The 24,000-nt window shown below is 45.4% G+C and carries 19 protein-coding genes; 7 read left to right on the top strand and 12 right to left on the bottom strand.

Features of this window, described 5'->3' with window-relative positions; translation table 11 throughout:
- Positions 1–28 precede the first annotated feature (28 nt).
- From DW033_RS21130 to DW033_RS21120, 3 genes are all read left to right on the top strand, one after another.
- Positions 29–1,276, top strand: a complete 1,248-nt coding sequence (locus DW033_RS21130; protein WP_005855651.1) for a DUF1015 domain-containing protein — start codon at positions 29–31, stop codon at positions 1,274–1,276.
- A 122-nt stretch (positions 1,277–1,398) separates the two neighbouring features.
- Positions 1,399–2,031 carry an HAD family phosphatase gene (locus DW033_RS21125; protein WP_057327143.1) on the top strand — a complete coding sequence of 211 codons (633 nt, stop codon included), beginning with the start codon at positions 1,399–1,401 and terminating at the stop codon, positions 2,029–2,031.
- A gap of 38 nt (positions 2,032–2,069) precedes the next feature.
- Positions 2,070–4,451 carry a hybrid sensor histidine kinase/response regulator gene (locus tag DW033_RS21120; protein WP_121961314.1) on the top strand — a complete coding sequence of 794 codons (2,382 nt, stop codon included), beginning with the start codon at positions 2,070–2,072 and terminating at the stop codon, positions 4,449–4,451.
- A gap of 69 nt (positions 4,452–4,520) precedes the next feature.
- Here the strand turns inward: DW033_RS21120 and galE are convergent, their stop codons facing one another.
- From galE to DW033_RS21075, 9 genes are all read right to left on the bottom strand, one after another.
- Entirely contained in the window at positions 4,521–5,561 is a 1,041-nt protein-coding gene (gene galE / locus DW033_RS21115; RefSeq protein ID WP_005855657.1) for a UDP-glucose 4-epimerase GalE, read from the bottom strand.
- A gap of 25 nt (positions 5,562–5,586) precedes the next feature.
- A complete protein-coding gene (gene rsxA / locus DW033_RS21110; protein WP_005855659.1) occupies positions 5,587–6,159 on the bottom strand; it encodes an electron transport complex subunit RsxA in 573 nt (190 codons plus the stop codon).
- Positions 6,160–6,171: 12 nt separating this feature from the next.
- The gene (locus DW033_RS21105) at positions 6,172–6,756 is read right to left on the bottom strand and encodes an RnfABCDGE type electron transport complex subunit E (protein WP_008771709.1); all 585 of its coding nucleotides are present in this window, start codon (positions 6,754–6,756) and stop codon (positions 6,172–6,174) included.
- A 17-nt stretch (positions 6,757–6,773) separates the two neighbouring features.
- Positions 6,774–7,388 carry an RnfABCDGE type electron transport complex subunit G gene (locus DW033_RS21100; RefSeq protein WP_008771710.1) on the bottom strand — a complete coding sequence of 205 codons (615 nt, stop codon included), beginning with the start codon at positions 7,386–7,388 and terminating at the stop codon, positions 6,774–6,776.
- 2 nt (positions 7,389–7,390) lie between these two features.
- Positions 7,391–8,359 (bottom strand): RnfABCDGE type electron transport complex subunit D, encoded by a 969-nt coding sequence (locus DW033_RS21095; RefSeq protein ID WP_005855664.1) that lies wholly within the window; start codon positions 8,357–8,359, stop codon positions 7,391–7,393.
- A 12-nt stretch (positions 8,360–8,371) separates the two neighbouring features.
- Positions 8,372–9,703: an electron transport complex subunit RsxC gene (gene rsxC, locus DW033_RS21090; protein ID WP_005865372.1), complete on the bottom strand. Its 1,332-nt coding sequence runs from the start codon at positions 9,701–9,703 to the stop codon at positions 8,372–8,374.
- 11 nt (positions 9,704–9,714) lie between these two features.
- Positions 9,715–10,647 carry a Fe-S cluster domain-containing protein gene (locus tag DW033_RS21085; protein ID WP_022193142.1) on the bottom strand — a complete coding sequence of 311 codons (933 nt, stop codon included), beginning with the start codon at positions 10,645–10,647 and terminating at the stop codon, positions 9,715–9,717.
- A gap of 9 nt (positions 10,648–10,656) precedes the next feature.
- On the bottom strand, positions 10,657–11,073 hold the full coding sequence (locus DW033_RS21080) for a SoxR reducing system RseC family protein (protein WP_121961312.1): 417 nt from the start codon (positions 11,071–11,073) through the stop codon (positions 10,657–10,659).
- Positions 11,074–11,174: 101 nt separating this feature from the next.
- Positions 11,175–12,719, bottom strand: a complete 1,545-nt coding sequence (locus DW033_RS21075; protein WP_122383124.1) for a DUF3078 domain-containing protein — start codon at positions 12,717–12,719, stop codon at positions 11,175–11,177.
- Between the two features lie 417 nt (positions 12,720–13,136).
- Here DW033_RS21075 and DW033_RS21070 point away from each other — a divergent pair, with 417 nt between their 5' ends.
- The 3 genes from DW033_RS21070 to DW033_RS21055 all read left to right on the top strand — a co-directional run bounded on the left by DW033_RS21070 (position 13,137) and on the right by DW033_RS21055 (position 18,630).
- Positions 13,137–14,744, top strand: a complete 1,608-nt coding sequence (locus tag DW033_RS21070) for a CTP synthase (RefSeq protein ID WP_005865380.1) — start codon at positions 13,137–13,139, stop codon at positions 14,742–14,744.
- 10 nt (positions 14,745–14,754) lie between these two features.
- Positions 14,755–16,656, top strand: coding sequence for a membrane protein insertase YidC (gene yidC / locus DW033_RS21065; protein WP_008771714.1), 1,902 nt, complete (start codon positions 14,755–14,757; stop codon positions 16,654–16,656).
- Positions 16,657–16,905: 249 nt separating this feature from the next.
- Positions 16,906–18,630: a DUF6057 family protein gene (locus DW033_RS21055; protein ID WP_122383123.1), complete on the top strand. Its 1,725-nt coding sequence runs from the start codon at positions 16,906–16,908 to the stop codon at positions 18,628–18,630.
- 16 nt (positions 18,631–18,646) lie between these two features.
- Here the strand turns inward: DW033_RS21055 and kdsB are convergent, their stop codons facing one another.
- Together kdsB and DW033_RS21045 are read right to left on the bottom strand one after the other, a co-directional pair.
- Entirely contained in the window at positions 18,647–19,399 is a 753-nt protein-coding gene (gene kdsB, locus DW033_RS21050; RefSeq protein WP_122383125.1) for a 3-deoxy-manno-octulosonate cytidylyltransferase, read from the bottom strand.
- Between the two features lie 17 nt (positions 19,400–19,416).
- Entirely contained in the window at positions 19,417–21,687 is a 2,271-nt protein-coding gene (locus DW033_RS21045) for a cation:proton antiporter (protein ID WP_008771717.1), read from the bottom strand.
- A gap of 70 nt (positions 21,688–21,757) precedes the next feature.
- Between DW033_RS21045 and DW033_RS21040 the strand changes: the two genes are divergently transcribed.
- Entirely contained in the window at positions 21,758–22,393 is a 636-nt protein-coding gene (locus DW033_RS21040) for a helix-turn-helix domain-containing protein (protein WP_005865390.1), read from the top strand.
- Between the two features lie 6 nt (positions 22,394–22,399).
- Here DW033_RS21040 and DW033_RS21035 read toward each other — a convergent pair whose 3' ends face one another.
- Positions 22,400–23,779, bottom strand: coding sequence for a nodulation protein NfeD (locus DW033_RS21035; protein ID WP_121773445.1), 1,380 nt, complete (start codon positions 23,777–23,779; stop codon positions 22,400–22,402).
- Between the last annotated feature and the right edge of the window lie 221 nt (positions 23,780–24,000).

Below are 24,000 nucleotides of genomic sequence, written 5' to 3'. Positions count from 1 at the left end.
ATACATAAACCAATTAGATTTAATTACCATGGCAAAAATAAAACCTTTCAAGGGAGTTCGTCCGCCAAAAGAATTTATAGAGGAGGTGGCTTCCCGTCCCTATGACGTATTGAACTCGCAAGAAGCTCGTGCGGAAGCGGAAGGAAACGAGAAATCCCTTTACCATATCATTAAACCGGAAATCGATTTCCCAGAAGGGACGGATGAGCATGATCCGGCTGTTTACCTGAAGGCCGCCGCCAATTTCAATAATTTTCAGGAAAAAGGTTGGTTGGTTCAGGATCAGAAAGAATGCTATTATGTTTATGCCCAAACCATGAATGGCAAGACTCAATATGGGTTGGTAGTCGGGGCTTATGTTCCCGATTATATGAATGGCACGATCAAGAAACATGAGCTGACCCGCCGTGACAAGGAGGAGGATCGCATGAAGCACGTACGTGTCAACAACGCTAATATCGAGCCGGTATTCTTCGCTTATCCCGACAACTCAGAGTTAGACGCTATCGTTATGAAATATACGGCTCGTGAGCCCGAATATAATTTCGTGGCGAAATTAGACGGTTTCGGCCATACGTTCTGGATTATCGATGAGGATAAGGACATCGCCCGCATCACGGAGTTATTCGGGGAGATGCCTGCGTTGTATATTGCCGACGGACATCATCGTTCCGCCGCTGCTGCTTTGGTAGGAGCGGAGAAGGCCAAGCAAAACCCGGATCATAAGGGAGACGAGGAGTATAACTATTTCATGGCTGTTTGCTTCCCGGCCAACCAATTGACCATTATCGATTACAACCGTGTGGTAAAAGACTTGAACGGCTTGACCGAGGAACAATTCGTTGAGAGATTAACGAAAAACTTCGTGGTAGAGGAGAAGGGCTCTGCTATTTACAAACCGGGTGCCTTGCACAATTTCTCCCTGTATTTAGGAGGGAAATGGTATTCTTTGACCGCTAAGCCCGGTACGTACGATGATAATGACCCGATAGGCGTATTGGATGTCACGATCTCTTCGAACTTGATTCTGGATGAGATTTTAGGCATTAAGGATTTACGTTCGGACAAGCGAATCGATTTCGTGGGAGGTATCCGTGGCCTGGGTGAATTGAAACGCCGTGTGGATAGCGGTGAGATGAAGGTTGCCTTGGCTTTGTATCCCGTTACGATGAAGCAATTGATGGATATCGCCGATACGGGTAATATCATGCCGCCGAAGACGACGTGGTTCGAACCGAAGCTTCGCTCTGGTTTGGTGATCCATAAATTGGATTAAGTCTTATATACATAAATATAGCTTTGGATTGGGGTATAATCGTTGAAGATTATACCCTTTTTTATCCTTGTAACCTAGATATACGGAATAAATTGTATCTTTGGGACTTAAATAGTATCGCAATGGGTAAAATAAAAAATATAGTATTCGATCTGGGGGGCGTTATCATAGATTTGGACCGGGATGAACCTGTTCGCCGTTTAATAGAGATTGGGGTCAAAGATGCCGATGGATTGATAGATCCTTACGAACAAAAAGGGGTTTTTCAAGATTTGGAGACCGGAAAGATCGGAGTAGAGGAGTTTTGTCGCTATTTACGGAAGTATACGGGTAAAGACCTTTCTTATGAGGATATTTGTTGGGCTTGGTTTGGCTTCATTGGCGGCGTTCCCCAATATAAATTGGACTACATATTAAAACTCCGTGAGAAATATCAAGTCTATTTATTGAGCAATACAAATCCGATCATACAGCTTGAATGGGCACAGACAAAAGAGTTTACGCCGGCGGGCCGTCCATTAAATGATTATTTCGATAAATTGTATCTCTCTTATGAGATCGGTGTCACGAAGCCGGATCGTGAAATTTTTGATCGCATGGTCTTGGATTCAGGAATCAAACCAGAGGAAACATTATTTGTAGATGATGGTAAGAATAATATCGTAGTGGGGCAGGAACTAGGGTTCCATACCTATCAGCCTTTGAATGGAGAGGATTGGAGAGGGAGGCTTGATGAAATACTCTCAAAATCATAGGATCTCTATTCCTCTTAATTAAATCTATATCATTGAAAATGACAAATACTACTTTAAATTTGGAAGAACTACTCTGTGGTGTAAACGAGCTAGTCGATACGCTTTGGATCGTCACATTAGGTAATGAAAAGGTTGAGATAATCAAAGATTCGATGACTCCCGAAAGGGAAGGAGAATGTTTGGATTATACAGAACTTTGCCAGACTTACATTCAAGAATATGTATATCCTGCGGATTTAGGGAAATGGGAGGAGATCTTATCCTTGAATTCATTGCGGCAAATGGCGGCTAGCGGCGTAGCGAATAAGAAGTTAGACATGCGTTTCTGTAATGATTTGTTTGGTTTTGAGTGGCATGAGGCTTTTATTCGTATCTTGAAAGATAAGAGTGGAATTCCGGATCGTATCATTCTTTCCAGCCGTTATGTGAATCATTGCCGCAAGGCACAGATCGTAGAGGCTGCCGTTCAGACTGAGTATGATTATGTCGTTTATATAGAGGCAAACACGAATAGCTATGTCATGTATACTTCCAATCGTGAAAGTGGGACGCCGGTCCCCCCGATAGCGAGTAATGACTATGAAAAAGAGGTAGCCGAGTTCCACCACAAATATGTGCCGGAGGATCAGCGAGATGAGTTAACCCGAAATCTTTCCCTAGATCATGTCTTATCTGTCTTACGAAATTCCCGTGAGTATGTCTTGTTCTGTCAGGTGATGGAGAATGGCGTTTTTAGGGATAAGAAGATGCGTTTTAGCTTTTTCGATAAGGAGAGGAATATACTTCTTTTGACCCGGACCGATATTATGGAGGTTCGTGAGGAAGAGCGGCAAAGGCAATTACTTCAAGATGCCCTACAAGTGGCTAAATCGGCAAATCAGGCTAAATCGGATTTCTTATCCCGTATGAGCCATGATATACGTACTCCGATGAATGCCATTATCGGTATGACCACTATCGCCAGTATGCATATCGACGATCGGGAGCGTATAGTGGATTGCTTGAAGAAAATTATGGTTTCTTCCAAATTGTTATTGAACTTGATCAATGAGGTCTTGGATATGTCTAAGGTAGAGAGCGGACATATTTTGCTGACAGACGAGGAGTTCGATATGGGCGAGTTATTGCAAAGCGTAATTACTATGGTTCAGACTTCGGTCAGTCAGAAGTTTCAGGATTTCCGGGTTCACTTGTTTCAAGTCAAACATGAAAAGCTGATTGGCGATGTGCAACGGATTCAGCAAGTATTGTTGAATTTGCTGTCGAACGCCATAAAGTATACGCCGGACTATGGGAAAATAACACTTGAGATACGGGAAAAGCCAATTAAAAATGGTGATTATGGTTTATTTGAGGTTACGGTTATAGACAATGGTATCGGGATAAAGCCGGATTTCTTACACAAGGTTTTCGAGCCATTTGAACGTGCGGAAGACGCAACCCTGCGGAATATACAAGGAACCGGCTTAGGCATGGCGATAAGCCGTAATATCGCTCATATGATGAATGGTGAGATTCTGGTGGAGAGTGAATATGGCAAAGGTTCCGTTTTTACATTTACGATGCAGTTGAAATTGCAGGATCAAGGGTGTTTTGAGGATGATCATTTAAGGGATTTACCGGTTCTCGTGGTAGACGATGATATCGTGTGTTGCGAGAACGCATGTATGAGGATTAACGAGATCGGTATGAAAGGCGAGTATGCCATTTCTGGTGAGGAGGCTATCGGGAAAGTAGAGAGGGCACATCATCTTAATGATGACTATTTTGCCGTTATCCTTGATCTGAAAATGCCGGGAATGGATGGGATCGAGACCGCTACCCGTATCCGAAAAGTCGTTGGCCGGGATATTCCGATCATTATTCTTTCCGCTTATGATTGTCCGCATTTTGAGGAAATAGCCCAACGAGCCGGTGTCGATGGATTCATAAGTAAGCCGTTGATGAAATCCAAGTTATTTTATTTGATGAAAAGTTTCGCTATCAAGCAAGAGAAAAAAGAGGAAGAGACGGAGAAGCCTCAATATCCTTTCGGTAACTTTGAGGGTAAGCGGATCTTGCTGGTGGAAGATAATAGCTTGAATAGGGAAATAGCGACTGTGTTGCTAGAAGAGACCGGTGCGGTGGTAGAGGAGGCGGAAAATGGCCTTGTCGCGGTGAATATGGTAAAAAACTCTAGTCCGGGATATTATGACTTGGTATTTATGGATATCCAGATGCCGGTCATGAACGGGTACGACTCTACTCGCCATATTCGGGCATTAGAACGTCCGGATATCAAGTCCATGCCGATAATAGCCATGTCTGCGAACGCATTTGCGGAAGACATCAAGTTGTGTAAAGAATCCGGAATGAATGAGCATATCGCTAAGCCGATCGATTTCGGGAAGGTTCTTGAGATCTTAGAGAAGTACTTGTAGATATAAGGATATAAAAAAGGCCGTATCTTAGCTAAGCGCTATCAGATACGGCCTCTTTTTTTGTGTTATTTACTGGATGCCACGTTCTCTCAAACGTTTCTGCCAGTTCCATGCGGATTGCAGGGTGTCGGCTAAAGTCTCCTTGGCGGTCCAGCCTAATACCTTATTCGCGTGCTCCGGATTGGCCCATACCTTCTCGATATCACCTTCACGACGGCCCACGATCTTGTGCGGAACCTTAACGCCTGTTGTCTGCTCGAAGGTATTGATCAGTTCAAGGACAGAAACACCATTGCCGGTACCTAGGTTGAATATCTCGATATGCTCATCAGACTTATTCTCAAGCATACGGTCCATAGCGATTACATGTGCTTTCGCCAAGTCTACGACATTGATATAGTCACGGATGCAAGAACCGTCTGCTGTATCATAATCATCGCCAAATACGCTTAGTTCCTTGCGGATACCCATAGCCGTCTGTGTCAAGTACGGGATCAAGTTCTGGGGAACACCATTTGGCAACTCGCCGATCTCTGCGCTTGGGTGAGCGCCTATCGGGTTGAAGTAGCGCAAGATGATGCTCTTGAAAGGCGCTCCTGCGTGGATCGTATCCCGGATAATCTCCTCGTTGATCTGCTTCGTGTTTCCATAAGGAGACATAGCGGGTTTGATCGGGGCATTCTCGGTTACCGGCAAGTTCTCCGGGTCCGGTTGTCCGTATACCGTACAAGAGGAAGAGAATACGATACCTTCGATATTGAATTCAGGCATCATCTCCAACAAGTTCACCAAAGTGACAATATTATTGCGATAATACTTCAAAGGCTGCTGTACGGATTCTCCTACCGCCTTGCTAGCGGCGAACAAGATAATGCCTTTGATGCCCGGATGAGCTTCCAATGCCTTGCGAGTACCTTCCTTATCCTTTAGATCCAATTGGATAAACTCCGGACGGATGCCCGTGATTTTCTCGATACCATCGAGCACCTCGATATTCGAGTTTGACAAATCGTCGATAATGACTACCTCATATCCGGCGTTCTGCAATTCTACTGTGGTGTGTGAGCCGATATAACCGGTTCCGCCCGCTACTAAAATCTTCTTTTTCATTCTAGTGTTCATTTAGATAAGTTTGTTATACGATACCCGAGAATCCCATAAAAGCCATAGCTAGCAAACCGGCCGTTATCAAGGCGATAGGAGTGCCTTTCATGCCTTCCGGAACATGCGTCATGGCTAGTTGCTCCCGAATACCCGCAAAGATAATCAAAGCTAGCGCAAATCCAATAGCGGTCGAGATAGCATATACCACAGATTCCAATAAATTATACTCTTTTTGGATTACAAGGATAGCTACACCCAGGATACAGCAGTTCGTGGTGATCAACGGAAGGAATACGCCCAACGCTTGATAAAGGGCGGGAGAGACCTTCTTCAATATGATTTCCACCATCTGAACCAAGGCGGCGATGATCAAGATGAAACTGATCGTCTGCATGAACCCTAATCCGAAAGCGTCCAATATGTATTTTTGCACGAGGAATGTAACAATCGTGGCGATCGTAAGCACGAACGTAACGGCGGCTCCCATGCCTGCGGCAGTCTCCACTTTCTTAGATACCCCCAAGAACGGACAAATTCCCAAGAACTGTGCCAGTACAACGTTATTAACGAATACGGCGGCGATAAATATCAATATATATTCCATATGATCCGTTTATTATGCTTTACGCAGTTTGTTTACTATTGCTACCAGATAACCCAAGGCGATAAACGCTCCCGGAGCCAATACGAAGATCAGCGAACCATATTCCTCGGGCATCAAGGTTACGTTGAATAACTTACCGGTTCCCAAGAACTCACGGCAAGCGCCCAGCAGCGTAAGAGCCATCGTGAAACCAAGTCCCATTCCGATACCATCAAGGGCCGACGGGATAATTCCGTTCTTTGCGGCGAAAGCCTCGGCACGTCCTAGTACGATACAGTTTACCACGATCAACGGGATAAATAATCCTAAGCTAGCGTATAAAGCCGGAACGAATGCTTCCATGCACATCTGCACTACGGTCACGAACGTCGCAATCACAACGATATATCCCGGGATACGCACCAAGTCGGGGATTACGTTTTTCAAGGCGGAGATCACGATATTCGAGCAAATCAATACGAACATCGTAGCCAATCCCATACTCATGCCGTTGATGGCCGAAGAGGTCGTTCCCAAGGTCGGACACATACCTAACAGTAATACAAATGTCGGGTTCTCCGTGATGATACCATTCATCAATATTTTTAGATTACTCATTGTTCTGTCCTCCCTTTTTATTTGTTATCAGTTGAAGTGGCACCCGTTAGTCCGTCTACGCCGGCGAATGCGCTATACGCACGGTTCACGGCATCGAGGAACGCACGGCTGGAGATGGTCGCTGCCGTGATAGCGTCCACGTCGCCACCATCTTTTGTTACTTTTAAGCCTCCGTCCGGAATCGTACGTCCCAAGACACTTTGCTTGTTCTTGTCCGCACGGAACCATTCTTGCATCTTGGCTCCCAAGCCCGGAGTCTCGGCGTGTTGCAATACGGAATAGTTCAATATCTTGCCATCCATATCGAAACCTACGATAACCCGTATCTCGCCGCTAAAGCCTTTTTTCGTATTACTCTCTACGGCTCCGCCAACGACTTGTCCGCCTTTCTTGGCAGGATAAATCTTGAGGGAATCACCATCGGAGGAGACTGCCATATAGACGTCCTCAGTCGGTTTGTTGTCGAACTCGGGAGCAACGGCTTTAATCGCTTCCTCCAAGGCGGTCGCTTTGGCTACCGCTATAGGGCCGGCGGTAAACTGGTTCACTCCGGCTAGGATCGCCCCTGCTACCAAGCAAATGCCTGTTAGTGAAAGGAGCATATTGGGTAATGTTGATTTTAATTTTGCCATGCTTACTTTCCTCCGAAATGTTTAGGTTTGATATAGCTGTTGATTAGCGGAGTAAATGCGTTCATGATCAGGATAGCGAACGACATACCTTCCGGGTAAGACCCGAACAAACGGATCACCGTGGTAAGGATTCCGATTCCCACGCCGTAGACAAGCATTCCGTTCTTGCTCATCGGCGAGGTTACGTAGTCGGTCGCCATAAAGATGGAGCCTAATAACAAACCGCCGGATAATAAGTGAACAAACGGGCTGGCGTATTGTACCGGATTCACCAAGTGCATGATACCCGTGAATACGAATACGGTAGCCAAGATGGATACCGGGATCTGCCAAGTGATGATCTTTTTCCATAGCATGAATAAAAGACCGAGGATCAAGGCCACGGCGCTCACTTCACCGAGACTACCTCCCATAGCCCCTACAAGCATATTCCCGTAAGACGGAAGCTCGGTCACGCCCTCGTTCATCAACGACAGTACCGTCGCGCCGGTCTGGGCGTCCGTATAAGTCATCGGGAAAACGTTCAAGGCATCTACCACCGGCCAAGTCGTCATCTGTGCCGGGAAGGAGATCAATAAGAATACACGTCCGACTAACGCCGGATTGAAAATATTATTACCTAATCCACCGAAAGACATCTTGCCGATGCCGATCGCCGCCAACGCTCCGATAATAATGATCCAGACCGGAAGGTTGGAAGGTAGGTTGAAGGCCAGCAATACACCTGTCAGGATAGCTGAGCCATCGCAAAGGGTCGGTTCCTTTTTCATCAGGAATCGCTGGATCAAATACTCGAATATCATACAGGCCAGAACCGATACGACCGTAACGATCAACGCTCCCAGACCGAAGAAATAAAGGGATACCAAGAAAGCCGGGATAAGGGCAATCAGTACACCATACATATTTTTGCTTATGCTGTCGCCACCATGGATGTGGGGCGAGGGCGATACGTATAAATTATTTTCCATGTTGCTCTTGTTTTATGACTTTCTAGACCGGATAATACCCATAACTTTTCCTTTACCCAACCGGATCTGATCCAGCAACGGACGGTTGGCCGGACAGGTATAACTACACGACCCGCACTCGATACAGTCGGTGATATAGTTCTTCTCCGCCAATTCCCAATTCTGGAATTCCGTGGCGTTCATCAATAGGGTAGGGTTTAATCCCATCGGGCAGACACCTACGCATTTGGCGCAACGGATGCAATCCCGGATCGGCTTGCGGACAGACTCCTCTTTCGTCAGTAATAAAACGCCGGAGCTTCCTTTGCAAACCGGCACCTCGGCGCTGATCAACGCTTTACCCATCATCGGTCCGCCACCGATAATCTTACCCGTATTCTCGGGCAGGCCACCTGCGGCCTCGATCAAGCAACTGATCGGGGTTCCCATACGAACCAAGAAATTGGAAGGATTAGCTACCGCCTTACCCGTGATCGTCACCACACGCTCGAACAACGGTTTATTCTTTTGTACCGCCTCGTAAACGGCATAAGCAGTTCCTACGTTCTGTACCACGGCACCCGCCGAGATAGGAAGCGCACCACTTTTTACCTGACGGCGAATAACGGCGTCGATCAATTGTTTCTCGCCTCCTTGCGGATATTGTACCTTAAGCGGCATGATCTCTATACCTTTATAATTTACCGCCAACTTTTGCAGATGGGCGATAGCGTCCGGCTTGTTATTCTCGATACCGATCACGGCCTTGTTCACGTTAACCGCTTTCATTAGGATCGTGACACCGACTAGGATTTGCTCGCCTTTCTCCAGCATCAACGAATGGTCGGAAGTAAGATAAGGCTCACACTCCACGGCGTTGATGATTACGATCTCTGCCTTGTTTCCGGGAGGCGGCATCAATTTCACCTGCGTAGGGAAAGTCGCTCCACCCAGACCGACGATACCGGAAGCGGCGATCTTATCCACGATTTCCTTGGAAGACAGCGCACACTCCTTCACTAAGGTCTCGCTGCGGTCGATCGTCTCTTCCCATTCATCACCTTCCACATCTATATATATAGCGGGACGTTTGTATCCGCTAGCGTCGAGAGCGTTATCTATCTTGTTCACTTTGCCGGATACGGAAGAGTGGATGTTCGCTGATACGAAACCACCCGCCTTGGCTAGCAATGTACCCACCTTTACCAGATCCCCTTTCTTCACCACGGCCTGCGCCGGGGCGCCGATATGCTGGCTGAGGGGGATAATCACCTGTTTAGGCGTAGCGAGAGCCGTAATTTTCTTACCGGCAGACAGTTTATTCTCGGGGGGATGTATACCTCCGATTCGAAATGTCCTTAGCATACTATTAGATTTTAATTTAGATTTGTTTTTTCTTCACTTGTAGCTTTCGGTGTGGCTTCCGGTTTCACGGTAGCCTCTGCCTTCGGCACCGGTTTCACGGTCTCCGCTTTCGGAGCGGGAGCGGCTTCCTTGCGAGGAGGGAAATTCAGCTCATGAATAGCTCCTGTCGGACATACAGCCACGCATTTGCGGCATAAACGACACTTCGTATAATCGATATAAGCTACGTTATTTGTTACGGTGATCGCCTCGAACGGACATTCCTTGGCACATTTGCCACAGCCGATACAAGCGTTGGCACAAGCCTTGCGAGCGGCGGCTCCCTTGTCCTTATTTACGCAAGAAACGTAAATCCGGCGTGATTTAGGTCCTTTCTTTCTTAGCTCGATGATATTCTTCGGGCAAGCCTTCACACAAGCACCACAGGAAGTACATTTTTCCTCGTCTACCTCGGCGATTCCCGTAGCCGGGTTGATGTGGATAGCGTCGAAAGCGCAGGCGTTCACGCAGTCGCCATAACCAAGGCAACCGAAAGAACAATTCGTCTCGCCTCCGTAAAGGGTAGAGGCGATGGCGCAACTTTTCGTTCCATCATAAGAGTTTGTACGTGGGCGGGCCTGACAAGTTCCGTTGCAACGGACAACGGCTACCATGGGTTCGGCTGTACCCGCCTCTTTACCCAGTATTGTAGCGACCTTGGCCATGACCGGGCCACCACCAACGGGGCAGAGCAATCCGTCTAAAGAGTCAGCTTTTACGCAAGCACCCGCGAATCCGGCGCAACCCGGATAACCGCAACCTCCACAGTTCGCCCCGGGAAGGACTTCCTGTACTTGTGCGATGCGAGGATCTTCGTAGACTTCAAATTTCTTGGAAGCAGCGTAGAGGAAAACCGCTCCGACCGCCCCGATTGCTCCTAATGAAATAACGGCAATTAAAATCATGATATATTATCAATTAAGTTTTTTCAAAGTAAATATAAATCGTCTTTTTAGTTTGTCACGCATTAAGTATAGTATACAGTAATAAGGCAGCAAAAGCGATAAACCGGTTAACCCGCTCGTGGTCTCGTCCCATTGTAGATTCGTACCGACCACGATGGCCCCTACGACTATCACCAAAGGAATGACAAATGCCAACAATACGGCCTGAAGCCCCATGGAATTTTGTCCGCATATCATCACTTCCTCGTTAACGCGAAACCGTCCCGACCGATCGGGTACCTCAATGATCTTATCCTTTTTCTCGGAAGCCGAGCACATAGACTGTGCGTGGCATCCCGAGCATGCGGATTGTTGGGTAATGCGGACGAAGACGGTGTCGCCATCGATCTTCTCTACAAATCCTGTATGATTTATACTTTCGCTCATATTTGTAATCTCGACATTGCAAAATCAAGGCAAAAGTAAGTATAATTTAGAAACTATGTCACGATTAACAAAGTTTATTATTCGAAATCTTAAATCCTAGCTTACCATTTGTAATTAAAACCGAAACTTAACAACTCATTAAGCTGGAAATAACTCTTATTATCCTCTGTTTTTTCCACTCCATCGTCGTATCTAAGGTGAAAATAGATACGTGTGGAGAAAAAGCGGCTGATGGCCAGAACCAAAGTATTCTCGAACTCCCCGATGGTATGATCGCCATAAGTGGTAAAGAAATAAAGACGGGATTGCCAGCTTACGTTACGGTTGAAATCAAAGGCGAGGTCTGCGCGGATCGTGGAACCTATTTGGCTTAGCTTGTTATTGAACTCACCGGTTTCCTCGTTTTTCTTGAAACCGTGACGGCTATAATCGATCTCTTGTGTCGTATACATATATGTATAGGAGATCGGCGCCAAGTTGGTGCTGAATTTAATCTTCTTATGCTTGTCGGTAAATTGTTTTTCCAGCTCGTATTTCATACCGAGACCGAAGTTGATAGAGAACGGGGCTAGGAATGCGGCCTGTTTGATGCGCTCGTTCTCTTGGTAGTTGGTGAAGAACTGGGTCTTGAACTCAGCGTCGAACGTATAGTACCATTTGTTGAACGCTTGGTAGCCGACGTTGCTGTGTATACGGAATACGTCGTCACCGATCTTATAGTTCCTTAAGGTATCCTTCGGTGCCGTATATACGCTGGCTTTGAATTCCAGTTCGTTCGTTACTTGTACCTTATCTTTCTTATAGTCGTATTTTAAATTGTTCTTGGTGAACAGGTTCAAGTTGCTACTTCCACCTTTATACCAGTTCTCCGAAACGTAGTTCTGGGAGAATTGGACGGCGCTCTCAAAGGCCGATATCCAGTATCTCCGCTCTGGGATAAAACGGGCGGGAGCGTCTACGTCCTCAAAATTGGCATCAGCCTCCACCTTGATCGGCAAGTCCTCATAAATATTCTTCTTGATGAATTTAGGTTTGATCACCTCATTGGGCAGATCCCTCTCGGAGTAGCGGAAATAAGTCGGGTAATTGTTCTGCACATATTTGTAAGCCATCTCCTCGAATTGTTTGTTTCGTTCCAGATCTTTGAAAATGGAATCTGTCCGGTATAGGTTATCATAGGGAGTCCTCTCCTTCAACGAATCGAAGTTGTAGAATATCAAGTTCTCGGGTAAATAATCTCCCCGGAAAACGATCGGCATGAATAAAGGGTTTACGATCACGGTGTCTCGGAAGGTCATCGTATTATCGAAAGCCGTGGAGGCGTCTCGTACCAGACGGGCCCAATACATCGCCTCGTCCGAGATTTCCAGCTCGTCTTTCTTCAAGAAACGCAGTAAATTCGTGCTTGGGGCCAAGGGCGCCGAGTAAGTCTTGTTTTGCTTCTCGAATTGCTTACGAATGTCTACGATGTTGTCTAATTCCTCTTCGCTAAGATTGATCGCGGGAATCGTATCATCCGATACGACTTGCTGTGCGGGACGTTGAACTATCGTTCCGGTAACTAACTGGTTCTCTTGACCGTATGCCGAGCCTCCAATTAGTGAAAGTAATAATAGCGCATACACACCATGCCTCTTCATCATCATAATACCTTATTTACATCTATTAGTTGTAGTGGTCGCAAAATTAGCTAAAAAGAATGATATACAACATACGATTTGATATTTATCTGGGTAAAAGTTACGATCACTGAGGCAAAGCAGGTGTGTCTAGCGAGGCTTATACGGACTTGCCTCAGTACTCCGCTGGAAGTACTGGAATACTTCGGTCAAAGTACTTCAGTACTTCCTACGTAGTACCGAAGTAATTCCATGAGAAGTACTGTCTTTAGTGCCGTGCTTCGGGTCGGGAATCGGAAGAGTCCTGCCGAAGCCCGGGTCAGTTCTGGAGATATTCAGCGAGAAATAAAAACATTAAATTTGGCATGTCTCGATGAAAATCGCTAACTTTGCGGTTTCGAAATGCAGGTGTGCAATTAAAAAGATAACTAAAATATTACTATCGTGGCAGATACAAAGTACATTTTCGTTACAGGCGGCGTGGTCTCTTCCTTAGGTAAGGGAATTATTTCCGCTTCTTTAGGTAAGCTCCTTCAAGCAAGAGGTTACAAGGTTACTATCCAAAAATTTGATCCTTACATCAACATCGACCCGGGTACGTTGAACCCTTATGAGCATGGGGAATGTTACGTGACCGTCGATGGACATGAGGCTGACTTGGACTTGGGCCATTACGAGCGTTTCTTGAATGTCCAGACTACCCGTGCGAATAATATCACTACCGGACGTATCTATCAAAGCGTGATCAACAAGGAGCGTAAGGGGGATTATCTGGGTAAGACGGTACAGGTAGTACCTCATATCACGGATGAGATCAAGCGTAACGTGAAATTATTGGGTAGCAAGTATAAATTTGACTTCGTGATCACCGAGATCGGTGGTACGGTGGGTGATATCGAGTCTCTGCCTTTCATAGAGAGCGTTCGCCAGTTGAAATGGGAGCTGGGTAAGAACTGCCTTTGCGTACATCTTACTTACGTGCCTTATATCGCCGCGGCGAAAGAGTATAAGACGAAGCCTACGCAACATTCCGTGAAGCAATTGCAGGAGTTAGGCATCCAGCCGGACGTGTTGGTATTACGTACGGAGCATGAGTTGAATGCGAACTTGTTACGTAAGGTGGCGTTGTTCTGTAACGTGGCTGAGGATTCCGTGATCCAGTCGATCGACGTACCGACGATCTACGAGGTTCCTTTGGTATTGCAACGCCAGAAGATGGACGAGGTGGTCTTGCGTAAGGTCGGTATGGAAGTCGGCCCGACTCCGGAGTTGAAGCCTTGGAAGGAATTCCTTGCCTTGAAGAGCACGGCTACGGATACGGTGAAGATCGGTTTGGTTGGTAAATACGTGGAATTGCAAGACGCTTATAAGTCGATCGACGAGTCTTTGTTGCAAGCCGCTATTTACAATCATCATAAATTGGATTTGCATTTGTTCCATTCGGAGAAATTAAATAACGAGAACGCCGCCGAGCAATTGAAGGATATGGATGGTATCTTGATCGCCCCCGGATTCGGGCAGAGAGGTATCGAGGGCAAGTTTGCCGCTATCAAATACGCTCGTGAGCATGATGTCCCTTGCTTGGGCATCTGCTTGGGTATGCAGTGCATGGTGATCGAGTTTGCCCGTGACGTATTAGGTTTGGCGGATGCCAACTCTACGGAGATGGAGCCGAATACGGCACATAAGGTGATCGACTTGATGGAGGAGCAGAAGAACGTTACCAATATGGGAGGTTCCATGCGTTTGGGTGCTTACGACTGTACGCTGAAAGAGGGCTCCAAGGTATTGGAGGCATACGGCAAGGAGCATATCCAAGAGCGTCATCGCCATCGTTTCGAGTTCAACAACGAGTATAAGAAGCAATATGAGGCCGCCGGTATGATGTGTACGGGTGAGAATCCGGAGACAAATCTGGTAGAGGTGGTAGAGATCCCCGCCTTGAAATGGTTCGTGGGCGTTCAATATCATCCGGAGTACAACAGTACCGTGGTGAATCCGAATCCTCTTTTCCTCAGCTTCGTGAAAGCTGCTATCGAAAATAAAAAATAATTGGTGATAAATGGATAAAAACACATTAATAGGTTTTCTGCTGATCGGTGTCGTATTATTTGCGTTTAGCTGGTTCAACCGGCCAACGCCTGAGCAGTTGGAGGCGCAACGTCGTTACCAAGATTCAATCGCGAAGATTGAGTATGCCCAGCAACTGGAATTGCAGAAACAAGAGAACAAAAGTGCTTTAGTGGAGGATTCGTTGGAGAACGTGCCGGACTCGGTAAGGGCGCAACGTTTGCAGCAGAGCTTCGGCGTATTCGGCGAAGCTATGGTGGGTACGGAAGATTACACGACCCTACAAAATAACTTGGTTGAGCTTCGTATCAGCAATAAGGGCGGACGTATTTGTTACGCACGCTTGAAGGAGTATGATACGTATAATGACGAGCCTCTCGTTTTGTTCGACGAGAAAGAGTCTAATTTTAATTTTACGTTGGTCACGGCTACGAACCGTGTCGTGAATACGGGCGATTTGTATTTTACCCCGGTTAAAGGTAATGACCCGAATTCCGTGATCATGCGTTTGAACACCGGCGAGGGTAGTCATCTGGATTTTACCTATACCTTGAAACCGGATGATTATATGGTGCAATACCAGATTCTGGGTACGGGATTGAACGGTGTCTTGGCACCGAGCACGAATGCCTTGGATTTATTGTGGGAGCAGGATATCCGCCAACAGGAAAAAGGACGTAAGTTTGAGGATCGCTACGTGACTTTGAACTACAAGTTCATGGCGGACGACGTGGAACACCTGAGCGAGTCGAAGAGTGACAGCAAGCAGATCCCGAACCGCTTGAAATGGATCGGTTATAAGGATATGTTCTTCTCTACCGTATTGATCTCGCAAGAGGGCTTTGAGGCTACTACCTTAGACTCGAAAGCGATTCCGGAGGGGGATGTATTGAAACAATTCAAGACGACCACTTCCGTACCTTTCGACTTGCAAGGTAAGGAGGCCACGAACCTGTCCTTTTATTTCGGACCGAATAAGTTCGCCTTGTTGAAGTCCTTCGATAAAGGTGTCGTTGCCGAGCAGCAACTGGATCTGGAGAAGTTGGTTCCGCTAGGTTGGGGTATTTTCCGTTGGGTGAATCAATATTTCGTGATCCCTTTGTTCGACTTCTTGGGTAAGTTTATCCATAATTATGGTATCTTGATTCTTTTGATGACTATCATCGTGAAGATCATCCTTTTCCCGTTGACGTATAAGTCTTATATGTCGTCCGCCAAGATGCGTGTATTGCGTCCGCAAGTGGAGGAGATCAACGCTAAGTATCCCGGACAGGATAAGGCTATGGAACGGCAGAAAGCGACGATGGAGCTATATAGCCGTGCGGGGGCGAGCCCGATGAGTGGTTGCTTGCCGATGTTGTTGCAGATGCCGATCTTGATCGCTTTATTCATGTTCTTCCCGTCGGCGATCGAGTTACGTCACCAGAGTTTCCTTTGGGCGCACGACTTGTCTACTTACGACGCTATCTTTAGTTGGAATAAATATATTCCGATCATCACTCCGTATTTCGGAAATCACATCAGTTTGTTCTGTTTGTTGATGACGATCACGAATATTTTTTATACCAAGTATAATATGGAGATGACGAATACCGGGCAGCAACAGATGCCGGGCATGAAGGCCATGATGTACATGATGCCGTTGATGTTCTTGGTGTTCTTCAACCAGTATGCTTCCGGTTTGACGTATTACTATTTCATCTCTACGTTGATCACAATCGTGCAGACATTGATCTTCCGCTATACGATCAATGAGGATAAATTGTTAGCTAAGTTGGAGGCAAACAAACGGAAACCGATGAAGAAATCCGGTTTCATGAAACGTCTGGAAGAGGCTCAACGAGCACAGCAGGAGACGTTGCGTAAACAACAAGAGGCTAAGAAAAAACGATAGGATAATAGTAATTGTTGTCCTTGAAAAAGGTCCCTTTATTTGCTTATTGGTAGATAAAGGGATTTTTTTTGTATATCTTGGCTCCTCTACTTGAAAAACAAGACGTCTTGATCATGATTCTATTTGTTTATTTGTATTTATTCAAAACTTTTTGTTTGTTTGCATTGTTTTGTATTCAAAAGATTGATGAGGAAATTGATTTTTTCTATATTGAGGAAATAGGGAGGTTATAAATAAGAGATTTTGTCAATGACAAAAAATGAACGATCGCTTCAATGGGTAATAGCGGGAATATTCTTCGTAGTATGCTTTGCTTTCTTTCAATGGATTTACCCAAACCATTTGTTCTTCAAAGAGCAGATGAGGATTTTTTTGTATACCACCGATTATTTTATCTCGTTCTGGGATGAGCCGGCCTGGTTGAGCTGTTATGTGGGGAATTTCTTGATACAGTTCTTCCATTTGACTGTGATAGGTCCGTTAATCGTGACGTGCGTGTTGTTGCTCTTATGGTATTACTCTATGCGGGTTTTACGCAAGTTCGGGAATGGTAATATGGTCTCCATATATGCGTTGTTTCCGGTAGCGTTAGAGTGGGGATTGATTTGCCGGTTGTCGTATAGTATAGCGTCTACGCTTACGTTGATTTTCGTGCTATGGCTCTTCTTGGGATACATCCGGATTAAGAATAAGAGAACGTCCGTTTGGGTGGCTTTTATACTTCTTCCCATAATTTATAGCATGGTCGGTAGCCGGCTGTTTGTCTTCTCCTTGATGGTGATATTCTATGAGGGAGCCAAGAATAGGAAACGGTGGTGGTTCTGGCTTTCTCTTTTGTTATCGAGTTATTTATATCCGTTGTTCATGCGTCATTTTTATGGATTGAGCATTGAGGAGGCCTATAAATATTCCCATGTGGATGGCTTGAGCGTATATTTCCCCGCTTTAGCGTTGATTCTAGAGATATTCGCTTTGGAGATTAAAAGTATACGTAGGATACGTCTGAACCGGCATAGCTTGCTTATTACCTTTTTAGTCGTATTTGGATTCTTTTCATTTGTTATAGCGGGTACGAACCGGAAGCGGGAAAAGGTTCTGGCAGTAGACCAAGCGATCTATAGGGGTGATTGGGAGCGAGTCTTGGATTTGTCTGCCGGATTTGATTCTCCCGATATCTTGGTAAGTTATTATAGGAATATCGCTTTCTCCAAGAAGAACGAGTTGCCTCAGAATTTGATGGATCATTATCAACGAGGGGCGGACGCCTTGTTCTTACCGATCGATTTGAGGTCTTCTATACTTCCCGTGTTTTTCAGTAATGAGGTGTATTATCAATTGGGAGATATGGATATGGCCCGTCACCGGGCGATCGAAGGAATCTTGTTCAGCCCTAAACAAAGAAGTGTACGGCAGATCAAGCGGCTGGTGGAGATTGATATGCGGCGAGGGGATATTGAGGAGGCTAGAAAATACCTGAACCTATTGGACGCGACGTTATTTTATCACTCATGGGCAAGGTCGAAGGAGGAACAGTTGAAGGGTGAGGAGACCTTGTCGATGGAGAAACGTTTGCCGAGGAAAAGTGATTGGGAGCGAGAGCACGACATACTAATGTCCATATCCGATTATCCGGGCGTACTGTCAAGTTTGGTGGCGGAATATCCGGAAAATAAACAGGCATTGGATTATTTGTTGTGCTATTATTTACTGAACGAGAATTTGAATAGTTTTAAGAATGCGTTCGATACTTATTATAAAGGAAAATTTGAGGTTGTACCCCGTTTGTACGAGGAGGCTTTGGTACAAGTCTTATCTAAAAGCTCGGACGAGGAGGTGGACGGTTATCTGATACCTCAAGATGTTATCGAGGATTACCAAGATTACATCCATTGTAAATCGGGTAGAAAAGCAAAGGAGGAATTACGAGATCGTTATTCCTCCACCTATTGGTACTACTCTGACTATATTCATTGAATAATAGTGTAAGTGATCAGCGGTTCGCAAGGAAGGCTAAGGCTTTCTCCATGTCCTCCGGTGTATCTATACCGATCGTTTCTTGCTCTGTGATGCCGACCTTGATTTTATATCCGTTTTCCAACCAGCGTAATTGCTCAAGGCTTTCCGCCAGTTCTAAAGCGGATTGAGGTAATTGGGTGATTTCTTTCAGCACTTGCGCACGATAGGCATATAACCCGATATGCTTGTAAAAGGTATGACTCGGCAACCATTCCGTATATTTCTTGCCCCGGATATAAGGAATAATAGATCGACTGAAATACATAGCCTCGTTGTTATTGTTGAGTACGACTTTCGGGGAATTGGGATTGAATAGGGTACTCTCGAAATCATCGTCCGAACGGAAAGGCTTTACCAATGTCGCTATTTGCGTGTTTGTGTCGGCGAAGCAGGTTTTGATCGTCTGGATTTGCTCGGGATGGATAAAAGGCTCGTCACCTTGGATATTGACAATCACATCATACCCTTCGCCTATTTTCTGATAAGCCTCGTAGCAACGATCCGTACCGCTACGATGTTGATCGGAGGTCATGACGACTTGGCCGCCGAAGGTTTTAACCGCATTCTCTATCCGGATATCGTCGGTAGCTACGCAAACGGAGTCTAAGACATCCTTTACTTGCTCATATACACGTTGTATCATGGGCTTTCCGTTCATATCCGCTAATGGCTTCCCCGGAAAACGGGTAGAGGCGTATCTCGCCGGAATAATTCCTATAAACTTCATCATTCTATATCATTTTGTTAACTGGTTACTACTTTTCCTTCGCTTAACTGGATCAACTTATCCCGTTCGCCTACGATCCATACGATATCTCCTTCCTCGAAAACCGTACTGGGAGGCGGATTCTTGATCGAGCTACTTCCACGTTCGATACCGATTACCAAACAAGCGGCTTTATCACGGATACCGGACTCTATGATGGAGCGGCCGATCAATCGGGAACCTTCCGAGATAATGATTTGCTCCATGTTCATCTCTTCCTTTCTTGTGTTCGATTGCTCGGCGTATGATTTCTTGTAGCGTTCCTCCAGATATTTCCTAAAGTGCTCCAGATCATCATCCGCGCCAACTACTACCAGTTTATCGAACGGGTAGAGCCGCTCGTCTCCTCCCGGTATATTGATTCGCTTCTCTCCCCGGATAATCGTTACGATATTTACGTTGCACTTTTGCCTGAAGTTTAATTCTTTCAGGCTTTTTCCCATACTGGGGGAATTCTGCTTCACCTCGAAATCCGCTAAATGGAGATCTCGTTCTAATAAGTGGTTCGCGAAACGCTGGTTGATCGGGGCTTTTCGCTCTTGTTCCACTTCCCTCGCTACAAGGTTACTGAAAAAATGCCGTTCCATCAAGATCGACTGCCTCTTTAGCCGTTTGGAGAATATCATTAATACGATAACGGCGGAAGCGACCGCCAGCATAATTCCTAGCGCAGCATTCAATAACCGTGCGACTGGAAGCATGACGAGACCGATACAGAGCAGGATTCTGAGGATCACGAGTGAGACTAGGGGACCCCGGTTATATTTATTATCGTTCCATAATTGCTGGAACTCCACGGAATGATTCTTTTTCATCATGATCGCCCGCAACATCGGGGAGATCAGAGCTAGGATTAAGATCAAGGAGATTAGATTTCCTTGGATGCCGGGCAAATGTTTGCAGATGAACGGAGTCACGATTTGTAGCCATAAAAAGATAAGTACTAGGCAGACGGCGGTATAAGTACCGACGATGCGGACCAAGGCTTTTAGTAACTTATTCCATGCGCTTTTTTGACGGATCGTATTGGAACCGGATGAATATCGCTCCAAGAACTGTTTCCAATTCTCCGGTATGATCCGCTCCGCCCATTTGTAGGCAGGTTCCGCTAGCCGGATCATATAAGGTGTGAAGAATGTCGTGATCACGGATACGGCGACAACGATCGGATACAGATATTGATCCGTCACGTTTAATGATAGTCCCAAACCTGCGATGATGAAGGCGAATTCTCCGATCTGCGCTAACGAGAAACCAGACTGGATGGCTATTTTTATCGGTTGTCCGGACAGTAATACTCCGAAGCTGGCGAAACAAATCTGTCCGGCCATGACTACGAGCGTGATAATGAAAATCGGGATTTTATACTCCCAGAGCATCTGAGGATCGATTAACATGCCTACAGACACGAAGAAAATCGCTCCAAATAAGTCTTTTACGGGTTTTACCAAATGCTCGATCCGTTCAGCGTCAATGGTCTCGGCCAAAATCGAACCCATGACAAAAGCTCCGAGAGCCGATGAGAATCCGGCTTTTGTGGCGATCATAACCATACCAAGGCATAGCCCGATGCTCACGATCAACAGAGTCTCCTCATTTAGGAAGCTTTTTGCCTTTTTCAGAAAAGAGGGGATCAAATAGATCCCGACGACGAAACAGAATAAAAGGAAAATGCCTAATTTGACTACGCTATCCAGCATCTCCATGCCTTCCACGTGTTTACTTACCGCTACGGTAGAAAGTAATACCATTAATAATACGGCGAATAGATCCTCTACCACCAAGATACCGAATACGACACCGGCGAATCGTTGGTTACGCAATCCCATGTCGTCGAATGCCTTGAAGATAATCGTCGTGGAAGACATCGATAACATACCTCCGAGGAAAAGACTGTTCATATGTCCCCAACCCAGTGATAAGCCCGTGATATATCCCGCTGTCATCATACCTATAACAACGGTTATGGCTCCAATGACGGCGGTTCCTCCCACCTTCATCAACTTCTTGAAACTGAAATCGAGCCCCAAAGCGAATAACAGGAAGATAACGCCTATATCAGCCCAGATACGGATACTTTCCACATCTGTAACTGTCGGTATTTGCTCGATGGAAGGTCCGGCGAGTATTCCGGCTACGATATACCCCAATACGACCGGTTGCTTTAACTTTTTGAATAACAGGGTAACCAACCCGGCGGATATGAGTATGACCGCAAGATCTGATATTAGCGCAGGTATCTGAGACATCGTTTATTGTTTTTTCGATTGCCAAAGTTAGGTATTTATTTTAATTTTGTGTCTCAAAACAGAAGCCAAAATGAAGAAGAAACATCCGATTGAAGCGCTTATAGAGCAAGGGGAACATCAACAACTTGATTTCAAGTTTGAGGTGAGCGACAGTAAGAAGATCGCCCGGACGTTGAGTGCGTTCGCGAATACAGATGGCGGGCGTCTGCTGATTGGAGTGAAGGATAACGGCGCTATTTCCGGTGTGAGAAGTGAGGAGGAATATTATATGATCGAGGCTGCTTCTAAAATGTATACGCATCCCGAGGTGCCGTTTACAGCTAAGCGCTGGGATGTCAACGGGAAGACCGTATTGGAGGTCTATATCGCCCCAAGCGATGAGAAACCGCATACGGCACCGGATAAAGACGATAAATACAAGGCCTATATCCGGGTTGCGGACGAGAATATATTAGCGAACGAAGTCCTCATGCAAGCATGGAAGAAGCAGAAAACCAAAGAAGGTACATTGCTGAAAATAAGTAAGCCCGTCGAGATCCTGTTTTCTTGGCTCGACGAGCATCCGTATATCAGCATAAAGCAGTTTTGCCATATCGCCCATATCAATTATTATGCGGCCCGTAACATCCTAAGTGATTTGATGGCTATGGGAGCGATGGAATATGTCGTGATCGATAAATGTATTGCCTATAAACGGATCGCATAGACTCGTTTATAGGTTGATTACATAGACTTGCGCGCTCTCGAATCTGACGACTTTGATAGGAGTCCCTTTCTCGATGAAGCCAGACTCCGATACGCCGTCATACAACTCTCCCTCGATAGATACCTTACCCGAAGGACGTAAAACGGTAGCGGCCGTGCCCTCTTTTCCGATCAGTTGTGTCAAATTGGGACTGGATACCGCTTTTTCCAAATCAGCGTTTAATGCCATTTTCTTTAGCGGTCCTTTATGTCCTATTTTGTTGGATAACCATATCACTAGCGTGAATCCGATACCCAGACCTAATAGAACCGTTAAAGCGGCTCTGCCCGTATCCATTCCAGATACGTTTTGAAAATCAAAAACAGTATTGTTCAGTAAGCTCATTGTAAGTCCGCCGACCACGAGAATAATTCCACTTATCCCCGCTATGCCAAAGCCCGGGATCACGAATATCTCCAACATTATTAATATAACGCCGAGAATGAATAACAGGATTTCCCAGTTTTCAGCCAACCCGTCCATATAGAGAGGAGCGAAGTAAAGGATAGCCGCTATTATCGCGGCAGCGGATGGAAAACCAAGCCCCGGGGTTTGCATCTCGAAATAAATACCACCGATGATAATAATGATTAATAAGCCCTGTATTACCGGACTCATAAAGAAACCTTTTACATTATCGAACCATGAGGGTTGATAACTTTTAATCTCATAGTCCTTACATCCGATATATTCTGTGATTACTTGATCCGGACTCTCGGCGATGCCATCGCAATAACCCCATTTGAGTGCTTCTTGAGAGGTAAGTGTCAATACTTTACCACTATCGATGAGGTTGGGGACGATCACTCTGTCATCGACCATCGCTTCGGCGATTAAAGGATCTCTTTTCCATTTATAGATCGTGTCGCCGTTTTGTATAAGCGTATCTTTCCCTTGCGCCTCAGCCGTCGAACGGATCATGGAACGCATATAAGATTGATATTTATCAGGTAGAGCCGCACCCGTTTGATTGACAACCGTTGCCGCTCCTATATTCGCCCCTTTCCGCATATAGATTTTCTTGCATGCTATGGAAATTAAAGCACCTGCTGAAGCTGCGTTATTATCGATAAATACATATACCGGTATGGGACTATATAAAATAGCCGTTCGCATAGAATCGGCAGATTCCAGTAATCCGCCGTATGTGTTCATATGCAATAAGATGGCATCGGCACTCAATTGCTTGGCCTCTGATAATCCGTTATGGAGATAAATCCACGTGGTGTTATCGATCTCTTTTTTTATATCAATCGTATATATTAAGGACTTCTCTTTAGCCTCCGATTGAAGAGAGATTGCAAGTATTAATATTATAGCTGTTAATATTGTTAATAAACGTTTCATCTTGTTTGTATTATATTTGTTTTTAATATTTGGTTGAAAATTGTAACTGGCTTGTTGTAAATGTTGATTTTTGTAACTTGTGCAACTTGTAAATAATACTCATTTTCAGTAAGATTTACAACAAAAATATTAAGTTACGATTTTTAATATTAATATTTATCAAAGAACTGTATATCTCCATTTTTAATTTATATATTTGTTGCATCCTTCAATGTTTGAGG

It is taken from the genome of Parabacteroides sp. AF39-10AC, assembly GCF_003635405.1.
Lineage (GTDB): Bacteria > Bacteroidota > Bacteroidia > Bacteroidales > Tannerellaceae > Parabacteroides > Parabacteroides distasonis.
Note: the sequence above shows the minus strand (reverse complement) of the source record. Positions and strands in the feature narration are given on the sequence as shown.

Excerpts from the sequence above, each read along its gene's own strand:
- DW033_RS21130 (WP_005855651.1), top strand. The coding sequence starts at position 29 with ATGGCAAAAATAAAACCTTTCAAGGGAGTTCGTCCGCCAAAAGAATTT.
- DW033_RS21125 (WP_057327143.1), top strand. The coding sequence starts at position 1,399 with ATGGGTAAAATAAAAAATATAGTATTCGATCTGGGGGGCGTTATCATA.
- DW033_RS21120 (WP_121961314.1), top strand. The coding sequence starts at position 2,070 with ATGACAAATACTACTTTAAATTTGGAAGAACTACTCTGTGGTGTAAAC.
- galE (WP_005855657.1), bottom strand. The coding sequence starts at position 5,561 with ATGAAAAAGAAGATTTTAGTAGCGGGCGGAACCGGTTATATCGGCTCA.
- rsxA (WP_005855659.1), bottom strand. The coding sequence starts at position 6,159 with ATGGAATATATATTGATATTTATCGCCGCCGTATTCGTTAATAACGTT.
- DW033_RS21105 (WP_008771709.1), bottom strand. The coding sequence starts at position 6,756 with ATGAGTAATCTAAAAATATTGATGAATGGTATCATCACGGAGAACCCG.
- DW033_RS21100 (WP_008771710.1), bottom strand. The coding sequence starts at position 7,388 with ATGGCAAAATTAAAATCAACATTACCCAATATGCTCCTTTCACTAACA.
- DW033_RS21095 (WP_005855664.1), bottom strand. The coding sequence starts at position 8,359 with ATGGAAAATAATTTATACGTATCGCCCTCGCCCCACATCCATGGTGGC.
- rsxC (WP_005865372.1), bottom strand. The coding sequence starts at position 9,703 with ATGCTAAGGACATTTCGAATCGGAGGTATACATCCCCCCGAGAATAAA.
- DW033_RS21085 (WP_022193142.1), bottom strand. The coding sequence starts at position 10,647 with ATGATTTTAATTGCCGTTATTTCATTAGGAGCAATCGGGGCGGTCGGA.
- DW033_RS21080 (WP_121961312.1), bottom strand. The coding sequence starts at position 11,073 with ATGAGCGAAAGTATAAATCATACAGGATTTGTAGAGAAGATCGATGGC.
- DW033_RS21075 (WP_122383124.1), bottom strand. The coding sequence starts at position 12,719 with ATGATGATGAAGAGGCATGGTGTGTATGCGCTATTATTACTTTCACTA.
- yidC (WP_008771714.1), top strand. The coding sequence starts at position 14,755 with ATGGATAAAAACACATTAATAGGTTTTCTGCTGATCGGTGTCGTATTA.
- DW033_RS21055 (WP_122383123.1), top strand. The coding sequence starts at position 16,906 with ATGACAAAAAATGAACGATCGCTTCAATGGGTAATAGCGGGAATATTC.
- kdsB (WP_122383125.1), bottom strand. The coding sequence starts at position 19,399 with ATGAAGTTTATAGGAATTATTCCGGCGAGATACGCCTCTACCCGTTTT.
- DW033_RS21045 (WP_008771717.1), bottom strand. The coding sequence starts at position 21,687 with ATGTCTCAGATACCTGCGCTAATATCAGATCTTGCGGTCATACTCATA.
- DW033_RS21040 (WP_005865390.1), top strand. The coding sequence starts at position 21,758 with ATGAAGAAGAAACATCCGATTGAAGCGCTTATAGAGCAAGGGGAACAT.
- DW033_RS21035 (WP_121773445.1), bottom strand. The coding sequence starts at position 23,779 with ATGAAACGTTTATTAACAATATTAACAGCTATAATATTAATACTTGCA.